Source organism: Gordoniibacillus kamchatkensis, from assembly GCF_000829455.1.
Taxonomy (GTDB): Bacteria; Bacillota; Bacilli; order Paenibacillales; family NBRC-103111; genus Gordoniibacillus; species Gordoniibacillus kamchatkensis.
In genome coordinates, this window is the sequence record NZ_JXAK01000026.1 from 31,777 (window position 1) to 49,577 (window position 17,801).

At 53.3% G+C, this 17,801-nt stretch carries 19 protein-coding genes and 1 pseudogene; 6 read left to right on the top strand and 14 right to left on the bottom strand.

Annotated elements, in window-relative coordinates; translation table 11 throughout:
- Positions 1 to 25 precede the first annotated feature (25 nt).
- From SD70_RS15615 to SD70_RS15645, 8 genes are all read right to left on the bottom strand, one after another.
- Positions 26 to 388, bottom strand: a complete 363-nt coding sequence (locus tag SD70_RS15615; protein WP_041048471.1) for a Rieske (2Fe-2S) protein — start codon at positions 386 to 388, stop codon at positions 26 to 28.
- Positions 385 to 1,479 (bottom strand): amidohydrolase family protein, encoded by a 1,095-nt coding sequence (locus tag SD70_RS15620; RefSeq protein WP_041048472.1) that lies wholly within the window; start codon positions 1,477 to 1,479, stop codon positions 385 to 387. Before SD70_RS15620 ends, SD70_RS15615 begins: the two co-directional genes overlap by 4 nt.
- A 32-nt stretch (positions 1,480 to 1,511) precedes the next feature.
- Entirely contained in the window at positions 1,512 to 1,961 is a 450-nt protein-coding gene (locus SD70_RS38125; RefSeq protein ID WP_231571244.1) for a hypothetical protein, read from the bottom strand.
- On the bottom strand, positions 1,945 to 3,075 hold the full coding sequence (locus SD70_RS38130) for an extracellular solute-binding protein (protein ID WP_331436791.1): 1,131 nt from the start codon (positions 3,073 to 3,075) through the stop codon (positions 1,945 to 1,947). Before SD70_RS38130 ends, SD70_RS38125 begins: the two co-directional genes overlap by 17 nt.
- A gap of 68 nt (positions 3,076 to 3,143) precedes the next feature.
- Entirely contained in the window at positions 3,144 to 4,004 is an 861-nt protein-coding gene (locus tag SD70_RS15630; RefSeq protein ID WP_041048473.1) for a carbohydrate ABC transporter permease, read from the bottom strand.
- Positions 4,005 to 4,019: 15 nt separating this feature from the next.
- Positions 4,020 to 4,922 carry an ABC transporter permease gene (locus SD70_RS15635; protein WP_041048475.1) on the bottom strand — a complete coding sequence of 301 codons (903 nt, stop codon included), beginning with the start codon at positions 4,920 to 4,922 and terminating at the stop codon, positions 4,020 to 4,022.
- Positions 4,923 to 5,104: 182 nt separating this feature from the next.
- Complete coding sequence (locus SD70_RS15640) at positions 5,105 to 7,417, bottom strand: helix-turn-helix domain-containing protein (protein ID WP_231571240.1); 2,313 nt, start codon at positions 7,415 to 7,417, stop codon at positions 5,105 to 5,107.
- 118 nt (positions 7,418 to 7,535) lie between these two features.
- The gene (locus SD70_RS15645) at positions 7,536 to 8,054 is read right to left on the bottom strand and encodes a GNAT family N-acetyltransferase (protein WP_041048477.1); all 519 of its coding nucleotides are present in this window, start codon (positions 8,052 to 8,054) and stop codon (positions 7,536 to 7,538) included.
- A gap of 226 nt (positions 8,055 to 8,280) precedes the next feature.
- Between SD70_RS15645 and SD70_RS15650 the strand changes: the two genes are divergently transcribed.
- A complete protein-coding gene (locus tag SD70_RS15650; RefSeq protein ID WP_041048478.1) occupies positions 8,281 to 9,798 on the top strand; it encodes an MDR family MFS transporter in 1,518 nt (505 codons plus the stop codon).
- Between the two features lie 69 nt (positions 9,799 to 9,867).
- Here the strand turns inward: SD70_RS15650 and SD70_RS15655 are convergent.
- From SD70_RS15655 to SD70_RS39820, 3 genes and pseudogenes are all read right to left on the bottom strand, one after another.
- Positions 9,868 to 10,245: pseudogene (locus tag SD70_RS15655) on the bottom strand (MFS transporter); the annotation flags it as partial.
- 10 nt (positions 10,246 to 10,255) lie between these two features.
- A complete protein-coding gene (locus SD70_RS15660) occupies positions 10,256 to 11,989 on the bottom strand; it encodes a terpene cyclase/mutase family protein (protein ID WP_331436792.1) in 1,734 nt (577 codons plus the stop codon).
- Positions 11,986 to 12,111 (bottom strand): hypothetical protein, encoded by a 126-nt coding sequence (locus tag SD70_RS39820; protein ID WP_331436793.1) that lies wholly within the window; start codon positions 12,109 to 12,111, stop codon positions 11,986 to 11,988. The genes SD70_RS15660 and SD70_RS39820 overlap by 4 nt, the downstream gene beginning before the upstream one ends.
- Positions 12,112 to 12,277: 166 nt before the next feature.
- Here SD70_RS39820 and SD70_RS15665 point away from each other — a divergent pair, with 166 nt between their 5' ends.
- Complete coding sequence (locus SD70_RS15665; protein WP_041048480.1) at positions 12,278 to 12,658, top strand: DUF488 domain-containing protein; 381 nt, start codon at positions 12,278 to 12,280, stop codon at positions 12,656 to 12,658.
- 70 nt (positions 12,659 to 12,728) lie between these two features.
- Here the strand turns inward: SD70_RS15665 and SD70_RS15670 are convergent, their stop codons facing one another.
- Positions 12,729 to 13,991 (bottom strand): FAD-binding protein, encoded by a 1,263-nt coding sequence (locus SD70_RS15670; RefSeq protein ID WP_041048481.1) that lies wholly within the window; start codon positions 13,989 to 13,991, stop codon positions 12,729 to 12,731.
- A 346-nt stretch (positions 13,992 to 14,337) separates the two neighbouring features.
- Between SD70_RS15670 and SD70_RS40380 the strand changes: the two genes are divergently transcribed.
- From SD70_RS40380 to SD70_RS15685, 4 genes are all read left to right on the top strand, one after another.
- Complete coding sequence (locus SD70_RS40380; RefSeq protein ID WP_197081054.1) at positions 14,338 to 14,499, top strand: DUF3973 domain-containing protein; 162 nt, start codon at positions 14,338 to 14,340, stop codon at positions 14,497 to 14,499.
- Positions 14,500 to 14,590: 91 nt separating this feature from the next.
- Positions 14,591 to 14,938: a helix-turn-helix domain-containing protein gene (locus SD70_RS15675; protein ID WP_231571241.1), complete on the top strand. Its 348-nt coding sequence runs from the start codon at positions 14,591 to 14,593 to the stop codon at positions 14,936 to 14,938.
- A 226-nt stretch (positions 14,939 to 15,164) separates the two neighbouring features.
- On the top strand, positions 15,165 to 15,812 hold the full coding sequence (locus SD70_RS15680; RefSeq protein ID WP_041048482.1) for a hypothetical protein: 648 nt from the start codon (positions 15,165 to 15,167) through the stop codon (positions 15,810 to 15,812).
- Positions 15,813 to 16,173: 361 nt separating this feature from the next.
- Positions 16,174 to 16,620, top strand: a complete 447-nt coding sequence (locus SD70_RS15685; protein ID WP_156158043.1) for a hypothetical protein — start codon at positions 16,174 to 16,176, stop codon at positions 16,618 to 16,620.
- Positions 16,621 to 16,642: 22 nt separating this feature from the next.
- On the opposite strand, the gene SD70_RS39270 is transcribed toward SD70_RS15685, so the two are convergent.
- On the bottom strand, positions 16,643 to 16,774 hold the full coding sequence (locus SD70_RS39270) for a hypothetical protein (RefSeq protein WP_269432477.1): 132 nt from the start codon (positions 16,772 to 16,774) through the stop codon (positions 16,643 to 16,645).
- A 22-nt stretch (positions 16,775 to 16,796) separates the two neighbouring features.
- Complete coding sequence (gene galE, locus SD70_RS15690) at positions 16,797 to 17,801, bottom strand: UDP-glucose 4-epimerase GalE (RefSeq protein WP_041048484.1); 1,005 nt, start codon at positions 17,799 to 17,801, stop codon at positions 16,797 to 16,799.

Genomic DNA, 17,801 nt, shown 5'->3' on the forward strand with positions numbered 1-17,801 from the left:
CAGCGCTTTCTTCCGAGGCGAAGCTTCAACTCCCGTCGCCCACTACAACGTACACCCCGGTATCGTCGGCTTCCACCGGAAAGCCGCGCAGCTTCGCCTGACTGCCGGCAGCGAGATGTCGGCCGCTTTTCAGGTCGAATTCCCAGCCGTGCCACGGACAGCGAAGCACCTCGTTGTCCATGCCGTACTGATAATCGTATACGGCGGACGGAAGCCTGGTCCCTCTTACAGCCCCGAGGCACACCGGCGCCGCCGCATGCGGGCAAACGTTGCGCCACGCATAATAACGGCCGCCTACCCGAAACAGGCCGATCTCCATCTCCTTCACCTTGACGATGAGCTTGCCGCCTTCGCTTAAGGCATCGGGTTCGGCCACTTTGACCCTCATGCAAGTTCCGCCTCCTTCTGCTCGTCCAGCATCGGGAAGCCGTACAGCTCCGCCGCGTTAAGCCCCAAAATGCGCCGTTTCAATTCGCGGGGCAAGCCGTTCAGCACAACTTTCGGATTGTCGAAGTCCCAGTGCGGATAGTCCGACGAAAACATGGCAATCTTATCGGCATGCATCATCTGAAAAATTTGCAGCAAATGCTCGGGCTTCGCCGGCTCCTCGATCGGCTGCGTCGTAACCCGCACATGATCTACGATATATTCCGACGGCAGCCTCTTCAGCCACGGCGTCGAATCGCGCAGCGCTTTATAGTTTTTGTCCATTCTCCACATCAAATGGGGGAGCCAGGCAATGCCGCCTTCGATCGAGACTAACTTCAGCTTCGGATATTTCTCGAACACGCCTTCGCAAACGAGGCTGTTGATATGGGTCATGAAATTCGCCGGCAAAATGTTGTGCCACTCCATATAGCGGGTCGGATAGCCGGAAGGCGTAGGGGCGCCGGCGATCCCTTTCCCCTCGGTGCCCGGATGGATCGCTACCGGCAGCCCGTTGCGCTCCGCCGCTTCGTAGATCGGGTGATAGAAGCGGTTGCCGTACGGCATCCTCGCGCCGCTGCCCATGACGACCTGCACCATGGCCGGATGCTGTCCCATCCTGTCGATCTCTTTGGCGGCCGCGGCCGGATCGGAATGGTTGATCTGAATCGAGCCTTTGAACTTCGGGCTGACGCCGAGCCAATTGTCGGCCAGCCAATCGTTGAAGGCGGACGCGACCGCATTCGCGTAGTCCGGGTCGGCGTGGAGCGAGATGCCTTGCTCGCCGCCGCCGGTCAATATCGCATAATCGATGCCGTTCGGTTCCATATAATGCTTCAGCACAAAGCGGGGATCGCTTCCGGGTACGCCGCCGCCGTCGGGAACCGCGTCTTGCCGCAGCACGCCTACCGGCGAATAGTACTGGCCGTGCACGCCGATCCCGCTTTCGAGCCACTGCTGATGCCATACTTTCGGCAAATAGGGCAGCAAATCTTTCAGCTTTCCAATGGCATTGTGGACGTCGGTATCGACGATGAACGATTCGGCTCGCATCGTACGCTCTCCTTCCGTTTCAAACTTGCCCTTTATTTCGCGCCGTACGTGCGCTTATAGGCCGTATTGTACATGTTCAGCAATTCGTCGGCGCCGAGCTTTTTCGCCTGGTCCAAAAACTGCTGGTAGTTGGCGTCGGTAATCGGCGTTTTGCCCGTTACGAACTCCGTAATTTTTTGCTCCAAAAACTTGACGAGCGGGGTCAGCTTCGATTTTTCCAGATCGAGCTCTTCCGTCGTCTTCACGATCGGTTTCGGAGCGGGGATGATGAACTGCTCGTAGCTCTTGTTGATCGCCTTGCTCTTCTCGTCCAGGCCCCTCTCCCACACTTCCCGCGACAACGCGTTGTTGAACGAAATGTTGTCGTACCATACGCCGAAATCGCGGCGCAGCGGCACGTAAGGGGCAGCGCCGAACTCTTTCATATACACCGGCTTGCCGCCTTCCATCGTGTACGTCTTGCCTTCAATGCCGAGCGACAAATAGTTGGTGCCTTCTTCGCTGGCAAGGTAGTCCAGAAATTGGACGGCTCTGTCCTTGTCCTTCACTTTGGCCGAAATGGCGTGGCCGGAGCTGCCGACGAGCGCCCGCGAGAACTGGTAGCTCTTGATGCCGTTTGCGGCGAACTCGGGAATGGCGTCCAGGTTGAAATCCGCAGCCCCGCCGGCCTTCTTCGCTTTGTCCATCAGCGGGTTCACTTCCGCTTTCCACCAATACCGTAACGGACGACTTCCCTTTCAAAAACCGCTCTTCCCACTGCGCTCCGGTCAGCAAATAAAACTCGGGATCGAGCAGCTTTTCGCTGTACAGCTTGTTCATATAGACGAGAGCGTCCTTGTAGCCGCTATTGTACGGAGCGAATTCCCACTTCTCACCGTTCGGGCTCTGATTGAAGAAGCCCGTAATGCCCGTGAACATTTTGCCGAATACGGTATACAGCCCAACGTCGCCTGTCGCCGGGGTGTTGACGCTGAGCGGGAACGTGTCCGGCTGCTGCTGCTTCAAAGCTTTCAGGAATTGATAAAATTCCTCCGTGTTGGTCGGCGGCTTCAAGTTGTACTTATCCATCAAATCTTTGCGCACCATCCAAATATAGTTGAAGCCTTTCCCGGCCTTGTCGCCTTCGAGCACGGGAACGTCATATATGCCTCCGTCCGCGCCGGTCGCCACCGCTTTCGCCTCCGGATACGTCTCAAAAAACTTTTTCAGATTGGGCGCTTTGTTCAAATAATCTTTCAAGTTCAGGAACACTTTCTCCGGCCCGTTCTCGCGGGCTTCCTGGTTGCTCGGCTGAATGATGTCGGTGACCGAATTCGTCGCGATCATAATTTGCCGCTTTTCCGTAAACCCTTCCTGGCTGACGACCTGCCAATCGATTTTGACGCCCGTTTTCGCTTCGATTTGCTTGAAAATTTCCCAGTCGGTCTTTACTTTGCCTTCCGGACGGTCGTAGACGAGCCACGTAAACGTAATCGGCTTTTGCGAGCCGGCGCCCGCCCCTTTCGCGTCTTGCGCCCCGCCTTTGCCGCTGCAGCCTGCGACCAAACCGCCAAGCATCACCGAAGCAAGGGTGACGGCCATCGTTCTTTTTCTCACTTGCGTTCCCTCCCTGTAATGGACTTTGCAATTAGAGCTATAGAGATAGATTCCGTTGGAATCTACGACTACCCCTTGATGCCGCCGATCATGGCGCCCTGGACGAAATATTTTTGGACGAACGGATATACGCACAAAATCGGCACTGTCGCAATTGTGATCATGGCGTATTTCAGCGTTTCGATATAGGCCGTGTTGCCTTCGCCTTGCACGTTGGAGCTGGCGATAATAATGTTGCGGACCATAATTTGCAGCGGATACATGCTTCGCTCGTTCAAATAAATCAGGGCGTCGAAGAACGAATTCCACTGGTTAACAGCGGTAAACAAGCCGATCGAGACGAGTACCGGCAGCGAAAGCGGCAGCACAATCCGGATGAGCACCTGCAGCGAGCTGCAGCCGTCGATGGTAGCGGCGTCCTCCAGCTCTTCCGGCAGCGCCTCGAAGAATGTCCGCATAATGAACAGATGCCACGTGCTGACGAGCGACGGCAGGACGATCGCCCAAATCGTGTTCAGCAGCCCCAAATTTTGCACGATGAGAAAAGTCGGGATCATCCCCCCGCTGAACAGAAGCGTGAAGGCCGCCATGAGCAGTATCGTCTTGCGGCCGGGCAGCCATTTTTTCGCCAGCGGATACGCCATGGCGGACGTTACGATAAGCGTTAGCAGCGTGTGGACGGCGGTGTAGCGGATCGTATTCCAGTAGCTGATCCACACGTCCGGATTGCTGAGCAGCCGTTCATAAGCGACGAGCGTGACCGATCTCGGCCATAGGACGACTTGCCCGCTCATCACCATCGCATTGTCGCTGATAGAAGCCGAAAACACATAGATGAGCGGGTACGTCATGACGACGATGAGCACGATCATCAAGCCGATATTGACGGCGTCAAACAGCTTCGAGCCGAAGCTTCCCCTCGTTTTCAACGTGCGGCGCCTCCTTTACCATAGACTCGTATCCGAATATTTTTTGACGACGCGGTTCGCCGTTACGACGAGAATGAAGCCGATTGCCGCCTGGAACAAACCGACCGCCGTGGCGAAGCTGAAGTCGGCCGACAATATGCCGCGGCGATAAACGAACGTATTCAAGACGTCCGCGGTTTCGTATGTCATCGAGTTGTACAGCAAAATGATTTTTTGAAATCCGGTTTCCATAAAATGGCCGAGCGTAAGGACGAACAACACGATCATGACGGGGACCATGCCGACCAGCGTCACGTGGCGCATTTGCTGAAACCGGTTGGCTCCGTCGATTTTGGCCGCCTCGTAGAGCGTCGGATCGACTCCGGCAATAGCCGCAAGATACAGAATCGTCCCCCAGCCGACGGTTTGCCAAATTTCCGAGCTTATATAGATCGTACGGAACCATTCCGGCTTGCCGAGAAACAGGATCCGTTCGAACCCTAACCAGCTGAGCATATGGTTGACAATTCCGGTTTGCTGCGACAAAAAGGTAACCATGATGCCGGCGATCACGACGGTAGACAAAAAGTGCGGCATGTAGCTGACGCTTTGCACGAACCGCTTGAACCGTTTGCTCCGGATTTCGTGAAACAGCAAAGCGAGCACGATCGGCGCCGGAAAACGGAACAGCAGGTCGTACAAGTTCAGCATGACCGTATTGCGGATCAGCTTCCAGGCATCCGGGGTGTTGACGAAAAAATCGACAAAGTGCTTCAGGCCGACAAACTTGCTGCCCATAATGCCGCGCCCGATCGAGAAGTTTTGAAAGGCGATGATGACCCCGTACATCGGCACGTATTTGAAAATGATATAGTACAAAATGCCGGGCAGCATTAACAAATATAAAGCTTTGTGCTTTTTCAGCATGCTTCGCTTCATTGGCAACAGCCTCTCCCCTTGGCAACCGTTTTCGCAAAACGTTCGTCGACCGTCTCGGTTTCGACTATACGGCGCTGCGCGGCAAGCGGTAAAGCATCATGTTTTCGCAGCGTCGCCATTTTTGCATCGCGCGCTTAAACCGCGCCGGACGAAAAAAATGAGACTTCCCAAAAAAAGAAGTCTCACGTTTGATGCATCGTCCGGAACTTGGCCGGGGTCACGCCTTCGTAGCGGCGAAAATTGCGGATGAACGAATTTCTGCCCCAATAGCCGACTTGCCCCGCAATATCGTCGATCTTCATATCCGTTTCGAGCAAAAACTGCTTCGCCTTCTGCATCCGGTATTTGGCGATGTATTCCACGTACTTTTCTCCCACTTCCTCCTTGAACGTGCGGCTGAAATGTCCGACGGACATGTTCATCTGCGCGGCGAACTGTTCGATCGACAGCTCTTCGTTGTAATGGTTTTGAATGTAGGCGACAATCTCCGTAAGCTGCCGTTTCCGGTCCGACGGCTCCATCGTTCGGAACAATACGCCGTGGATGTCCCGGAACGTCTGCCTCATTTCTTCCCACGTCACGCAGCGGCCCACGGAAGCGAAGAGCTCCGAATACAGCGTGATGTCAAAATCGTTTCGTTCGCTCTCGACGGCGCGAATCCACGCGTTCAGCACGTCGGAGCACAAATTTTTCATTTGGTAAGCGTCCGCATTTCCCCGCATCCCGGCGTCCAGCAAGTCGAATACGGACCGGAGCAGGCTCTCGTAATCGCCGGCTTTATACCTGTTGAATATCCGGTTCACTTCCCCGACGGACAAAAAGCTGTCCCCGGACGCGCGCTCGTTCCAAACGCTTTGTTCGCCGCAAATTTCCGCTCCGGCATGCAGGCTTTTGTACTTGAGCATGGAGAGCGCATGGCTGTAGGACATATGAAGGTCGGCGACCGTATGCACCGTCTTCCCGATTCCGATGGAAGCTTTGTAATAAGGCTGCTGCAGCAATATTTTGACGGCATCCGCCGTCTCTTTCGGATCGCAGCGCACCGTTTCGTCGTGATGCAGCACGCACGCCAGCTGATCGGAGCTGGTCTGGCATACCCAGATCGAAGCCGGCGACAGCTTGCGGATGTTCTCCTTCAGCTCGGCCAGTATGAACGATTTGGACGTTTCCGACAGCTGGTCCGTATAAGGCGCATAGTACTGGATTTCGATGCAGAGCACGGTCGCGGTCGTTTTCGGCTTGTACGGGAAATCGATTTCTTTGGCGTAATATTCGATGGATAAGCTGTCGCGGTATTCGCCGCACAATATTTTGGCAATAAAATGCTCCTGCACGATCGGGTACATGCCGCTCACCATCTGCGACAGCTCTTTGTTCTTGGAGATGAGCAAGCCGGAAAACCGTTTGATCACATCAAATTCGTTGCCGCCGTCCGGAACGGACATGTCGCCCAGCCGCTGCGATTCCAGCCCTGCCTTAATATCCCGGATCGGGTTGTACAGCTTGCGGCTCAAATAATAGGAAACGAGGCTGCCCAGGGCGATAAACAGCGCCAGAAATGCGATGGTGATCGCTCGGATCGTTTGCGCCGGCTTGAGCAAGGTAGGCAGGTCGATCACGCTCACGTAGTACCAGGAGTCGTTGAACCGGGATTTGACATAAGAAAGCGCTTTCTGACCGGATTTTACAAACAGAGAATGTTCCGGACTCGAGCGGATCATCGCCAGGAACGAGTCGTTCCGGAGCTCGGACGACCCGTTCCTGATCAGGACGGCCCCCGACGGATCGACCAGCATCGTGTCCGTCACCCATTTTTGCTGAATCCCGAGCTGCTCGCGCATTTTGTCCAGGTCAACATTGACGGCCAAATAGACGTCGGGGCTGTTGCTGTTGAAAGGATAGCTGAGCAGCGCGGCGATGTTGGAATGAGACGAGACGATGTCCGAAGTGAAAGGCGGCTTTTCATATACGGTATGAGGCCCGGTAAAAACCATTGATTGCTTGCCTCTGTAATTGGCCAAGTAAGCAAGCTTATCCGCGTCTTTGATCGGGTATTGCTCGCGGAAATATTCGTCTTTGCCGGTGTACGTATTGCCGTCGATGACGAGATCTTCGTTTGCGAAGTACAGGAACGCTTTGTATACGAGACTTCCCGAGTCCAGCTTGTTCATTTGCTGCATCAGCGAGTGGATCAATTCAAAACGCTGGGCGATATCGGACGTATCGCCGGACGTTTTCAGAAACGTTTTGACGTTGGAGGTCGTCAGCATGTTCACCATTTCGGTCTCGAGCGCCGCGAAGGTGGCGTCGGTCTGCTCCGAGAAATGCTGCATGATCGTATTGTTTAATTTTTCCGCATCTTGCTCGATGAGCCGCACGACAAAAAAATTGGTTAATACGCTCGCGACGAGGACCGGAATGAGAATGAGCGCAAAATAGTTCGCGAAAAACCGCCAAAACAGCGCAGTGCGATGCGTATGCAGGACGCGCCTCAAAATGATGCCCTCCTCGGTACGATTTGATGTCGAATATACTTTGGCCTCCCAAGAAAGTAGGGCTGCGCTGCGGACCTAAGAGTGCGGGTCTCCCCTTTCTCCGGCAGCCTGAACAGCATCACGAAAACGTTTTGGTAAAATACAAATTCAAATCGTCGTCAACCCTAGTCTCGCTGCCCGGGACTACCGGCTGTTGGTTGTACATCAGCCCCCGGCCATCCGGTATGTACCCTCTTTTGGCGTATAACCGCTGCACACTTCCGTAGCTGTCATAAAGCCCGACGCCAATGCCCACAATTCCGTATTGCTGTTTGGCGATATTCTCTGCGGCTTCCATGAGCGCATTGCCGATTCCAAGCTTCCTGAGCGGAGGGATCACGTTAAAATCGTTGATTTCCGGTATGCCGCGTTCCGCAAAGTAAGGATAGTGAGAAGTGGCCAGCAGATGCAAGCTTCCCGCAAACTGCCCGTTGTAAAACGCTGCCAGCGTTATTCGCTCCCCGGTTACGTTCTCTTCCCAACACTTCAGGACGTAGTCCATCGATTTGTTAATCTGATGTTCGCTGAAAACCCGATGCACTAATTCCACATCTTCTCTCGTCATTTGCCGAATATCGATCGAATCCGTCAAGCCCATACAACGATGCCCCTTATCCATTAGTTTTCATCCTGATTTTACCATACGGCGGCGCATTGGCATACAACAGGAATGCAACTCCTTCTCCAGACCGAGCATATTTAAATCCTGCGCCTGATCCTGAATTTGCCAGATGAATCTATACTTGAAACGTGATCGCCCCAGTGAAGCATCGATGGAGCTGCGGCCAATCTCAACCTATATTCGTAAAGTGCAGGTGGATTCCATGAAAAAGGAAGAAAACAACAAAACACTCATTGTGATCGGTTTGCTGCTTGGTCTCGTCTTTTCGGAGCTGGATCAAACGGTGGTCTCGACCGCGTTGCCGACGATTATTCGCGATCTTCACGGTTTGGCGCTGTTCGGCTGGGTGGCGGGCATTTATATGCTTTCGATTACGATCTTTATGCCGATCTTCGGCAAGCTGGCCGATCTGTACGGCCGCAAGCGGATTTATTTGATCTGCGTCGCCATGTTCATGATCGGATCGATCGTATGCGGCTTCGCGGATTCCATGACGGTGCTGCTGATCGGCAGAGGCATCCAGGGCGTCGGCGCCGGCGGTCTCATGCCGCTGGCCATGACCATTATCGGAGATACGTTTCCTCTCGAGCAGCGGGCCAGGCTGCAGAGCCTTGTCGGTCCGATGATGATTTTGCCGCAGCTGCTCGGGCCGACGATCGGGGGCTATTTTGTCAGCCACTTGAACTGGCATTGGATATTCCTGATCAACATTCCGGTCGGTCTCATCGCGGCGTTCATCGTATCCAAAGGCTTGCGCGAAAAGGTCAGCACCGAGAAGAAAACGATCGATTGGGCCGGCGCCTTCACGCTCGTTCTCTCCATGCTTTCGCTGCTGCTGGCTCCGGTGCTGATCGACGTCGCCGGCTATACGTGGTCATCGCCCATTGTGCTCGGCTTGCTGGCATTGTCGGCAGCGCTTATTGTTCTTTTCATCCGGATCGAGTATACCGCCGTGGAGCCGATCATTCCGCTTCGCTTATTCAAGCAGCGCTCGGTCGTCGTCTTGTCGCTGATCGTCTTCGTTACGATGCTCGGCATTATGGGCGGCATGTCCGGCTTCCCCTTCTTCGCCCAGAACGTGATGGGGATGTCGCCTACCGCGTCCGGCTATTTGTCGCTCGCTTTCATGGCCGGCGCCATCCCGGCGAGCATTGTTTGCGGCTTCCTGATTACGAAGATCGCTTACAAGTACCTCTTTATCGTCTCGTTTGTGTTTCCCGTCGCCGGCTACATCGTGCTGTCGCAAATCGGCGTCAATACGACTGTATTGTACGTGATAGTGGCGTTCTTCATTTTGGGGCTCGGCATTGGCGTGCTGTTCGGCAGCGACAATCTGATCGTGCAGGAAACGGTGGACAAAGAGCATACCGGAGTCGGCATAGCGACCGTACAGCTGTTCCAATCGCTCGGAGCTACGCTTGGTTTCAGCATTTTCGGCAGCCTGCTCTCGAGAAATATTCACAGCGGCATCTCCGCGCTGTCCGACCGGTTTCCGCCGGGAACATCGGAAGCCATCGTCAATGGCGCCCTGCCGCAAGGATTATCGCCGGACCTCTTGCTGCAGATCAAAACGGTGTTCGCCGAGGCGTTTCAGCAAATGTTCTGGATCGGGGCCATTTTCGGTATCGCAATGTTTATCATCTGCCTGTTTATGAAGAAAGAGCTGCTGACACCTAAACAGGAAGCAAGCCAGCCACAAGTAGAAGCAGTTACCCAATAAGGAATCGTCAGCATGCAACGCTAATAGCCGGAACCCGCTGCTACCGCGGGCTCCGGCTTTTTGACGCGCTCAATCGGACAACGCCCGATTGTTCAGCAATAACCTTTTTACGAAGACGGCAAAAATCAAAAGCGACACCGCAACAGAGACACTGCTTACCGTAAACAGTACCTGGAATCCCGTGAATTGTGAGACCCAGCCGAGTATAATCGAGCCGAGCCCGATTCCGAGGTCGAATGCCGTCATGAAGGAAGCGTTGGCTACCCCTTTTCTGTCCGGGCGAGCCAGGCGCAAGGTCGCCGCTTGAAGGGCCGGCTGCGCCGAGCCGAAACCGATCCCGTACAGAACGGCCGCGGTAACGACGCCGATTAAGCCGCTGGCGAAGCTTAACACGAGTAAAGCTGCGATCGTGACGAACAGAGCCGGAACGATCACGTTCGCTTCTCCCAGCTAGCTATTACTTGGACGATCGTTTTTGTTTTTGGAAATTGGCTATTGCCACCAGCGGCCAAATCCAACGGTAGCTGTGGTAATGGATGTAGAACCCGCCAGGCAAGCCGGCGCCGGTCGGATAATGAAGCTTCCAATCATTTGGGCTATGCTCCGAGAACGCGATTAGGCGCTGCAGCGCTTTTTCCGTTTCCGGCGTTGCCCCAAGGCCTGCGGACAGCAAAGCATCGGCAGCCCAGGCGGTCTGGGAAGGTGTGCTGTGCCCGAGCGGAACGTATTGCCTGACCGCATCGCTGCGGCATGACTCACCGAATCCGCCGTCGTCGTTTTGGATGCTCCTGATCCAGCGAACCGCTTTCCGCATAGCCGGATGATCCGCCGGCAAGCCTACGGCGCGCAATCCGGTCACTGCCGCCCACGTGCCGTACATGTAACAAATCCCCCAGCGGCCGTACCAAGAGCCGTCCTTTTCCTGAGCCCGCAGCAGCCACGAAACCGCCCGATCGACGAGCGGAACTCCCCTTTGGAGTCCGGCTTTGTTTCCTAAAAACTCCAGAACTCTGCCGGTAATATCCGCCGATGGCGGGTCCACCAGCGCATCCTGCGCATTTTCGAACGGCAGCCTGGACAGCAGCCGGGAACTCGCACCTTTTTCAAATGCCGCCCAGCCGCCGTTATCGTTCTGCATGGACAATAACCAGTTCAATCCCCGTTTATATGACACCGCATAATCCGGAGGCGCGGCACCGAGCAAAGCGCTTATGACTCTCAAGGCAGCCGACGTATCGTCGACATCGGCTATTTTCAGATTGATATCCGAGAACCCCCACCCGCCGGGTCTCGCGAGCGGATTGTTTACTTTCCAATCTCCGCATTCGGCATGCTGCCGGCTGATCAAATATTGTCCGGCTTTCAAGATGGCGGGATTTGCTGCGGAAATCCCCGACTCCAGAAGCGCATGGCCGATTAACGCCGTATCCCACACGGTTGAAGTAAAATTTTGCACAAATACGGGGCCGCCTTCGGAGCGGGAAACCAATCGCTTCATTCCGTCGACCGCCTTCGCGATAACCGGATGCTCGTTCTCGTAACCTAGAGCAAGCAAAGCGTAAATCATCAGGAAGGTAGAGCTGAAGTAGCTGCCCAGCGTCCCGTCCGGTTCGATTCGTTCCAGCATGAAACGTTCGGCGTCTCGCAGCGCATCGGGCATCGATTTCGGATCAAGCGCCGCCGTCCCGCCTCCCGGGGCAGCTTCAAAACCGCGCGCAGGAAGAACAAGATCTGAAATATCTGGAGTATCCGGCTGAACCAAGGCGTACCGGAAATGGGCGGCCGTCAAAACCGGTACCAGATGCACGCGCGCGTAAACCGAAAACCGATAAAAGCGGATCGGATAACGGGACGGATGCCGAATCATGTCCAGCGGCAGCAGAAGTGGCTTGCACCACGGATATTGACCGTTCATCGCCAGCATGACTTTGGTCATCGGCCCGCATTTTGCGAGTCCTCCGCGATGCAAAATCCATTGTTTCGCCCGCCTCATGCGCGGATCCGCTGCGCCGACATGTCCCGAATACAGCAACGCGAAATAGGCCTCGACCGTTGACGACAAATTGCCGTCAGCTTCATCGCGGTACAAGCTCCACCCGCCGTCATGCCGCTGCATGGTTAGCAGCCGTTCCGCCAAAAGCCCGACAAGCTTGTCTTCCTTCAGACCGAGCGCTCTCACGATTACGATCATGTAGCATCCGTCAGCGGACCGCTCTCAACGCCGAAACGCCACGCCCCATCCTCCGATTGCCGGAGCAGAAGCTCATGCTGCAATCGCTCAATCGCCCGGTCTGCCCGATCCGACAACTCCATTGCCATCATCCTTGCATACAAACGTTCATATCACTTTGTATGCGGACAAAGGCGACGCGGACTGGGTTTAGCTTTGCCGGGGGGGGGGACATGCCCTCGAATGGCTGTCATGTTATAATGGACGCAGTCAGGCTATCACACTGCGCGAAAGAAGGCTGCTAGTCGGATGAACGAAGCGAAGCGAGCGAACATTAGGCTGAAACGCATTTACGACCCGCCCGTCCCCGAGGACGGCGTCCGCATCTTGGTTGACCGGCTTTGGCCGCGCGGTATCAGCAAAGAACGGGCCGCAATCGGCGAGTGGATGAAAGAAATCGCCCCGAGCCCCGAACTCCGCGAATGGTTTTGTCACAAGCCGGAGCTGTTTGCACAATTTCGCGAACAATACGAAGAGGAACTGAAGGAAGATCCGATCCGCAGCGGACTCGTCGACCGGATCTGCAAAATGGCGGAGGAATCCAGCGTCACGCTCGTGTACGCCGCGAAAGATCCCGTGCACAACCATGCCGTCGTTCTGCAGCATTGGCTGAACAGCAGCTCTCCGTAACGCAAAAAAAGGCAGTCTGGAAAAGTAGCCGCTTTTCCAGACTGCCTTTTTTGGCTCAATCGATAATGGGTCAATTCATAATATATTGATTCAAGAAGTCGTTGCGGAACTTTCCTTCGGGGTCGCAGCGAACGAGCAGTTGCCTGAAGTCGGGCAGCTTCTCGTAGAGCGATTGCAGCCGGGCAGGCGGCATGGCAAACAGCTTGCCCCAATGCGGACGAGCCTGGAACGGGGCAAGCTGCTTTTCGATAAGCGGCAGCACTTGCCGGACTGCTCCCCAATCGGCCTTCCACGTAAAGTGGATCCCGACCGAGTTTTGCTTGTAACACGGACTCATCCACAGCTCATCTGCCGCAATCGTGCGAACCTCGGAAACATAAAGGAGCGGCGATATATGTTCCCGTATCCGGTCCAGCGCGCACAATGCCTGATAGGCGTCATGGCGAGGAACGAAATATTCGCTTTGCAGCTCTTCTCCGGCGCTTGGGGTAAAATTCATGCGAAAGTGCGGCAGCCGTTCGTACCACGGTCCCGGAACGCCCATCTGTTCGCTGCAATTGTCAGCCGGGTAACCCGGCACCGGGTGCCGATGCGCGGCGGCTCGCGCCGCCCCGAAAAAGTCGGTCTCCGTATCGGGCGAACCTTGCTCGGGTACTTTCCGCTTCAGCCACACTTGGTTGAACGCCGCTTGCTTCCAATCCGTGAACAGACTGACGCTGTAAGCGCTGGAGAAAATATCGTCAAAATGCTCGTCCAGACGCTCCAGAGGCAAGTTGTCGTACACATGCTGACTTATCTGAAAGGCCGGGACCACATCCAGCGTCAGCCTCGTAACGACGCCCAATCCCCCGAGTCCCACTGCCGCTCCGGCGATTGCCCCGTCCTGTTGGTCGCGGGAGAACACGGCCAACTCCCCATCCGATTTGACGACCTCCAGGGAATGCACCGCTGTAGCCAGATTGCCGTTCAGGTCGCCGGAACCGTGCGTTGCCGTCGCGCATGCGCCGGCAACGGTAATGTGCGGCAGCGACGCCAAATTGTGCAGCGCATAGCCGCGGTTGTGAAGATATTGGCACAGCTCACCGTACCGGATGCCGGCTTCGACCGTTACTGTATGGCGCGTTTGGTCCAAGGCGAGCACTCGGTTCAGCCTTTGAAGCGAGAGCAGGCTTCCGGTGCAATCGGCGATCCCATTAAACGAGTGGCGCGTGCCAAGCACCTTGATTCGGCTGCTGCGAGCCACCAACCGTTGGATTTGCTCCACGTTTTCGGGGATATGAAGCTCCGAGGCGCTGTATCTGTAGTTGCCCGCCCAGTTTCGATCATGATCCACATCTTCACGCTCCTTGCCGGAATCGGAATTATCATTGTTTATATTACCAAAATAACGCAAGGCCGTGAATCAATAAACGGAGCCGCCGGCTCATGATCACGGATAGGTCATCAGTCCTCCCCCATAAGGAAACGCGGTGCCTCGATTCCACACTGCCCGAACCGAATCACGGAACCCGATATATTGCAATCGGTGCGGAATGCGTCGACACTTACATCCAAGCGGAATTGCGATTTGAATAAATTTCGCTATAATACGATATTTTTTTATGCATTATCCAATATTTTGTATTCAAATCGAATAATTTTGTAGTATAATAAAAAAAACCGAAAAACGGTGATGCCGCATGTATTATTGCTTGCAATGTAAAGTCGTTCATTACAACATATCGAACCAAGTGATCGTTTTTAAATCGGGATTCCGCTATATCAATAAGGTTCGATTGCCTGTAGGTCTTTGTTCCTTTATGAAAGTAGTACCTCCGATTGACAACACAAAATTTTTATGATATTTTCATTTGGTGCAATTTGATGTTTGAGGAGCAGAAGTGCGTTTGCATCTTCGGAATCAGCATTGTTTTGCGGCAAGGAGCGTGACCAGTGTCGATAACTGAACGCCTTAGAAATGCCAGGAAGAGCAAGAAAATAACTCTCCGGGAAATGTCCGAAAAACTCGGCATTGCCAAAAGCACATATGCAGCCTACGAATCAGGTTTCCGAACCCCCTCCCTTGACACCTTAATTTCCATTTCCAAAATATTGGGAGTCACCAGTGATTACTTGCTCGGCCTAACCGAATCTGCGGATTATGATGCAAGCAATGCGAAACAGTATTTGCAAAATGCCAAGTTCCACTGGGATGGAGTTCCCTTAACCGATGAGGATCTCGAGCTCATTAATCTTTTGTTGGAACGAATCATTCGCGACCGAAAAAAGCCTCTGGAATAACAATACATAGACGGTGTTTGCCGCCCTCCTGGAAGACAATGGGAAAACTTCGGTTTTTCTTTGAATTCTAAGGGGGTTTTTTTGTGGAAAAAAGGGGGAAAATATATGTTTTCTTTTTTGTTAAAAAGTGGGATAATGAAAGAAATCAAGGTCTTTGGAACTATTTCCTTCTTGGCACTCACTGCCGATATAGGTCTAAGGGTTTAGTTGACGGGAGGCAGATACGATGGACAGAGCGTTGAAGCTGATGCATCTGAATGTTTTATATAATCGTCTTGAATTTAATTTAAAACGTCTGAATTACGTGTCTTCTGTTCCAGGCAGTCTCGACCTCAAGCAACTGCTGCAAGCTAAGCGTGAAATATCCGAGGAAGCCGAGTTTCGCCTGTTGGACCGCAGAATCGCTATTTCCAAATGCTTGCTTCGTATACAAGAACATGTCGAGGGCTCTACGGTCAGTTTATTTCTGGTCGACCGGTCGGCCGGGCAATTCATACACTGCTCAACGCCGGCTTCTCCGGTCGTTCTTCCCTGTACGGCCACGTTAACGGAAATAAGCGATATGCCGTTCCCACCCTCTAAGGCGGGAAACATCACCTTCTATTCTGATGTTCAACGCGATCCTTTGTTTCAACGAATGATCAATCCCGCCTTTTTGAAACAGTTTCAATCGTGTTTCGTTCTTTCTATGCCTCTTGATGACTCGCTATATTTTTGCATTCATCACTACTTTAAGACATATGACAAAGAACCTTCCTTTCAAATTCAACACAACATTGCATGCGCCGGTGAACGCGCCTTCCCTTTGTTAAAAGAGTGGTATGAATATAATTTCGCTGCATATTATGCGGGCAAAAAGAATAGAAATAAGTGATGCACCGATAACGACAGCTAAAACGCTATTTTCGGTTATTCATACAACTTTCCCCTATCAAAGCCCGGTTGTTGGTATATTCGCTATAGAAAGCAAATAGCGTCCATTGACCAAGTTGTCCGGCGGGAAGGGGTAATTTTATGATTAGCAGCAATGACATCATGAATGGGCGATATGCTCGTAACCATTTTTCGCAATGTCCGAGAAAAATTCCGGGCTGCAACAGCCAGCCGCACAATTGCGATTACTGTCGCGCCCGCGCTTACCGGCCAATTGGCGGCGCTCCTAACGTGGCCAAATCCATCATGTTCCCGGGTGGTTACAAGTGCTCAAAACATCAAAAATAAAGAGAAAACGATATTTGCAACTCTCGGCAATGATCATCGTCCTGTTCGCAGCGATGATCATCCTATTTTTTTACGTTCCCCCTTTCTTTCAAGGACAATCCGCCAAAGCTGCCGTAAACCGGTTCTATCAATATGAAACAGCGGGCAATTTCGGCAACTCGTGGGAGCTGTTTCATCCGCAAATGCAAAAGATGTTCTCCAAAGATGCTTATATTCAAAGAAGAGCCCACGTATTTATGCAAGATTTCGGTGTAAGCACTTTTCGCTTTGAACTTGGGCAGCCCAAACAATTGTCCAGGTGGCGCATGAGCAAAGATGTCCCCGAATTGGCTCACGTTTTTGTCGTCCCGGTCGTTCAACATTTTCAAAGCGCATTCGGCAATTTCTCTATCCGCCAGGATGTATACGCAGTCAAGGATAATAACCAGTGGCGGATTCTTTGGGCGTATGACGAAAGGTAAGATGCCGACAGGTCAATTGGGGCTAACCTGCGTTTTTCCGGCGCCGAATGCAGTGCTCGATCACGCCTTGCAGCCATTCCAGCTGCTCTATGCTGGCCACCTTTAACAAATACCGCATAATCCTTCGGGTCTGCAGAGGAGATAATGGTTTCATATTGGGCACACCTTCTAAGCGTTTAATCAGTCAAGTTATTCGCTTGCCACCGCCAGGCGTCTTCGCACATTACGCCGATATCCCGTTTTGCCACCCACCCCAACTTTTCCCTCGCCTTGTCGGGAGCGGCAATACTCACATCTACATCGCCGGGCCTGCGGGTCGTGTAGGTAACGGGAATTGTTTTGCCTGTTGCTTTTCTAAAAGCGTCAACAACCTCGAGAACGCTATATCCCTTGCCCGTGCCGAGATTGAAAGCTTCGATCCCCGCCTCTGTCAGTACCTTATCAAGAGCTTTGAGATGCCCGTCGGCCAAATCCATAACGTGGATGTAGTCCCTGATCCCGGTCCCGTCGGGTGTGCAATAATCGCCTCCGAAGATGGAAAGCTCCTTTAATTTTCCGGCCGCCACCTGGCTCACGTAGGGCACTAAATTGTTCGGTATTCCCCTTGGATCTTCCCCGATTTTGCCGCTCGGATGAGCCCCGATCGGATTAAAATAGCGGAGCAGGGCGATGCTCCATTCCGTATCCGACAGCCACAAATCATAAAGAATTTGTTCCAGCATCAGCTTTGTACGCCCATACGGATTCGTTGCCCCGAGAGCGGCCTCCTCCGTTATCGGCACCTGCTCAGGCACCCCGTATACGGTTGCCGACGAGCTGAACACCAGTTTCTTGACTCCGTGCTTCTGCATAACTTCGCATAGATTAAGAGTTCCCGTGATATTGTTGTGATAATAATGCAACGGTATTCGAGCCGATTCTCCCACCGATTTTAAGCCGGCAAAGTGAATGACCGCTTCGATGCGATGGCTCGAAAATATGTTCCTTAAAGTTTCCCGATCGAGCAAATCTGCCTGATAAAACGTAAAATCGCGGTCCGTAATTTCCCGGACCCGTTGCAAAGTAGAGAACTTGCTGTTGGATAAGTTGTCGATAACGACGATATCATACCCTGCGTTCAACAATTGAACAGAAGTATGGCTGCCGATATAACCTGCGCCTCCTGTAACCAAGATGGCCAC

Excerpts from the sequence above, each read along its gene's own strand:
- SD70_RS15620 (WP_041048472.1), bottom strand. The coding sequence starts at position 1,479 with ATGCGAGCCGAATCGTTCATCGTCGATACCGACGTCCACAATGCCATT.
- SD70_RS15615 (WP_041048471.1), bottom strand. The coding sequence starts at position 388 with ATGAGGGTCAAAGTGGCCGAACCCGATGCCTTAAGCGAAGGCGGCAAG.
- SD70_RS15665 (WP_041048480.1), top strand. The coding sequence starts at position 12,278 with ATGAACGAAGCGAAGCGAGCGAACATTAGGCTGAAACGCATTTACGAC.
- SD70_RS15650 (WP_041048478.1), top strand. The coding sequence starts at position 8,281 with ATGAAAAAGGAAGAAAACAACAAAACACTCATTGTGATCGGTTTGCTG.
- SD70_RS39820 (WP_331436793.1), bottom strand. The coding sequence starts at position 12,111 with ATGGAGTTGTCGGATCGGGCAGACCGGGCGATTGAGCGATTGCAGCAT.
- SD70_RS39270 (WP_269432477.1), bottom strand. The coding sequence starts at position 16,774 with ATGAAACCATTATCTCCTCTGCAGACCCGAAGGATTATGCGGTATTTG.
- SD70_RS15660 (WP_331436792.1), bottom strand. The coding sequence starts at position 11,989 with ATGATCGTAATCGTGAGAGCGCTCGGTCTGAAGGAAGACAAGCTTGTC.
- SD70_RS15635 (WP_041048475.1), bottom strand. The coding sequence starts at position 4,922 with ATGAAGCGAAGCATGCTGAAAAAGCACAAAGCTTTATATTTGTTAATG.
- SD70_RS40380 (WP_197081054.1), top strand. The coding sequence starts at position 14,338 with ATGTATTATTGCTTGCAATGTAAAGTCGTTCATTACAACATATCGAAC.
- SD70_RS15680 (WP_041048482.1), top strand. The coding sequence starts at position 15,165 with ATGGACAGAGCGTTGAAGCTGATGCATCTGAATGTTTTATATAATCGT.
- SD70_RS15645 (WP_041048477.1), bottom strand. The coding sequence starts at position 8,054 with ATGGGCTTGACGGATTCGATCGATATTCGGCAAATGACGAGAGAAGAT.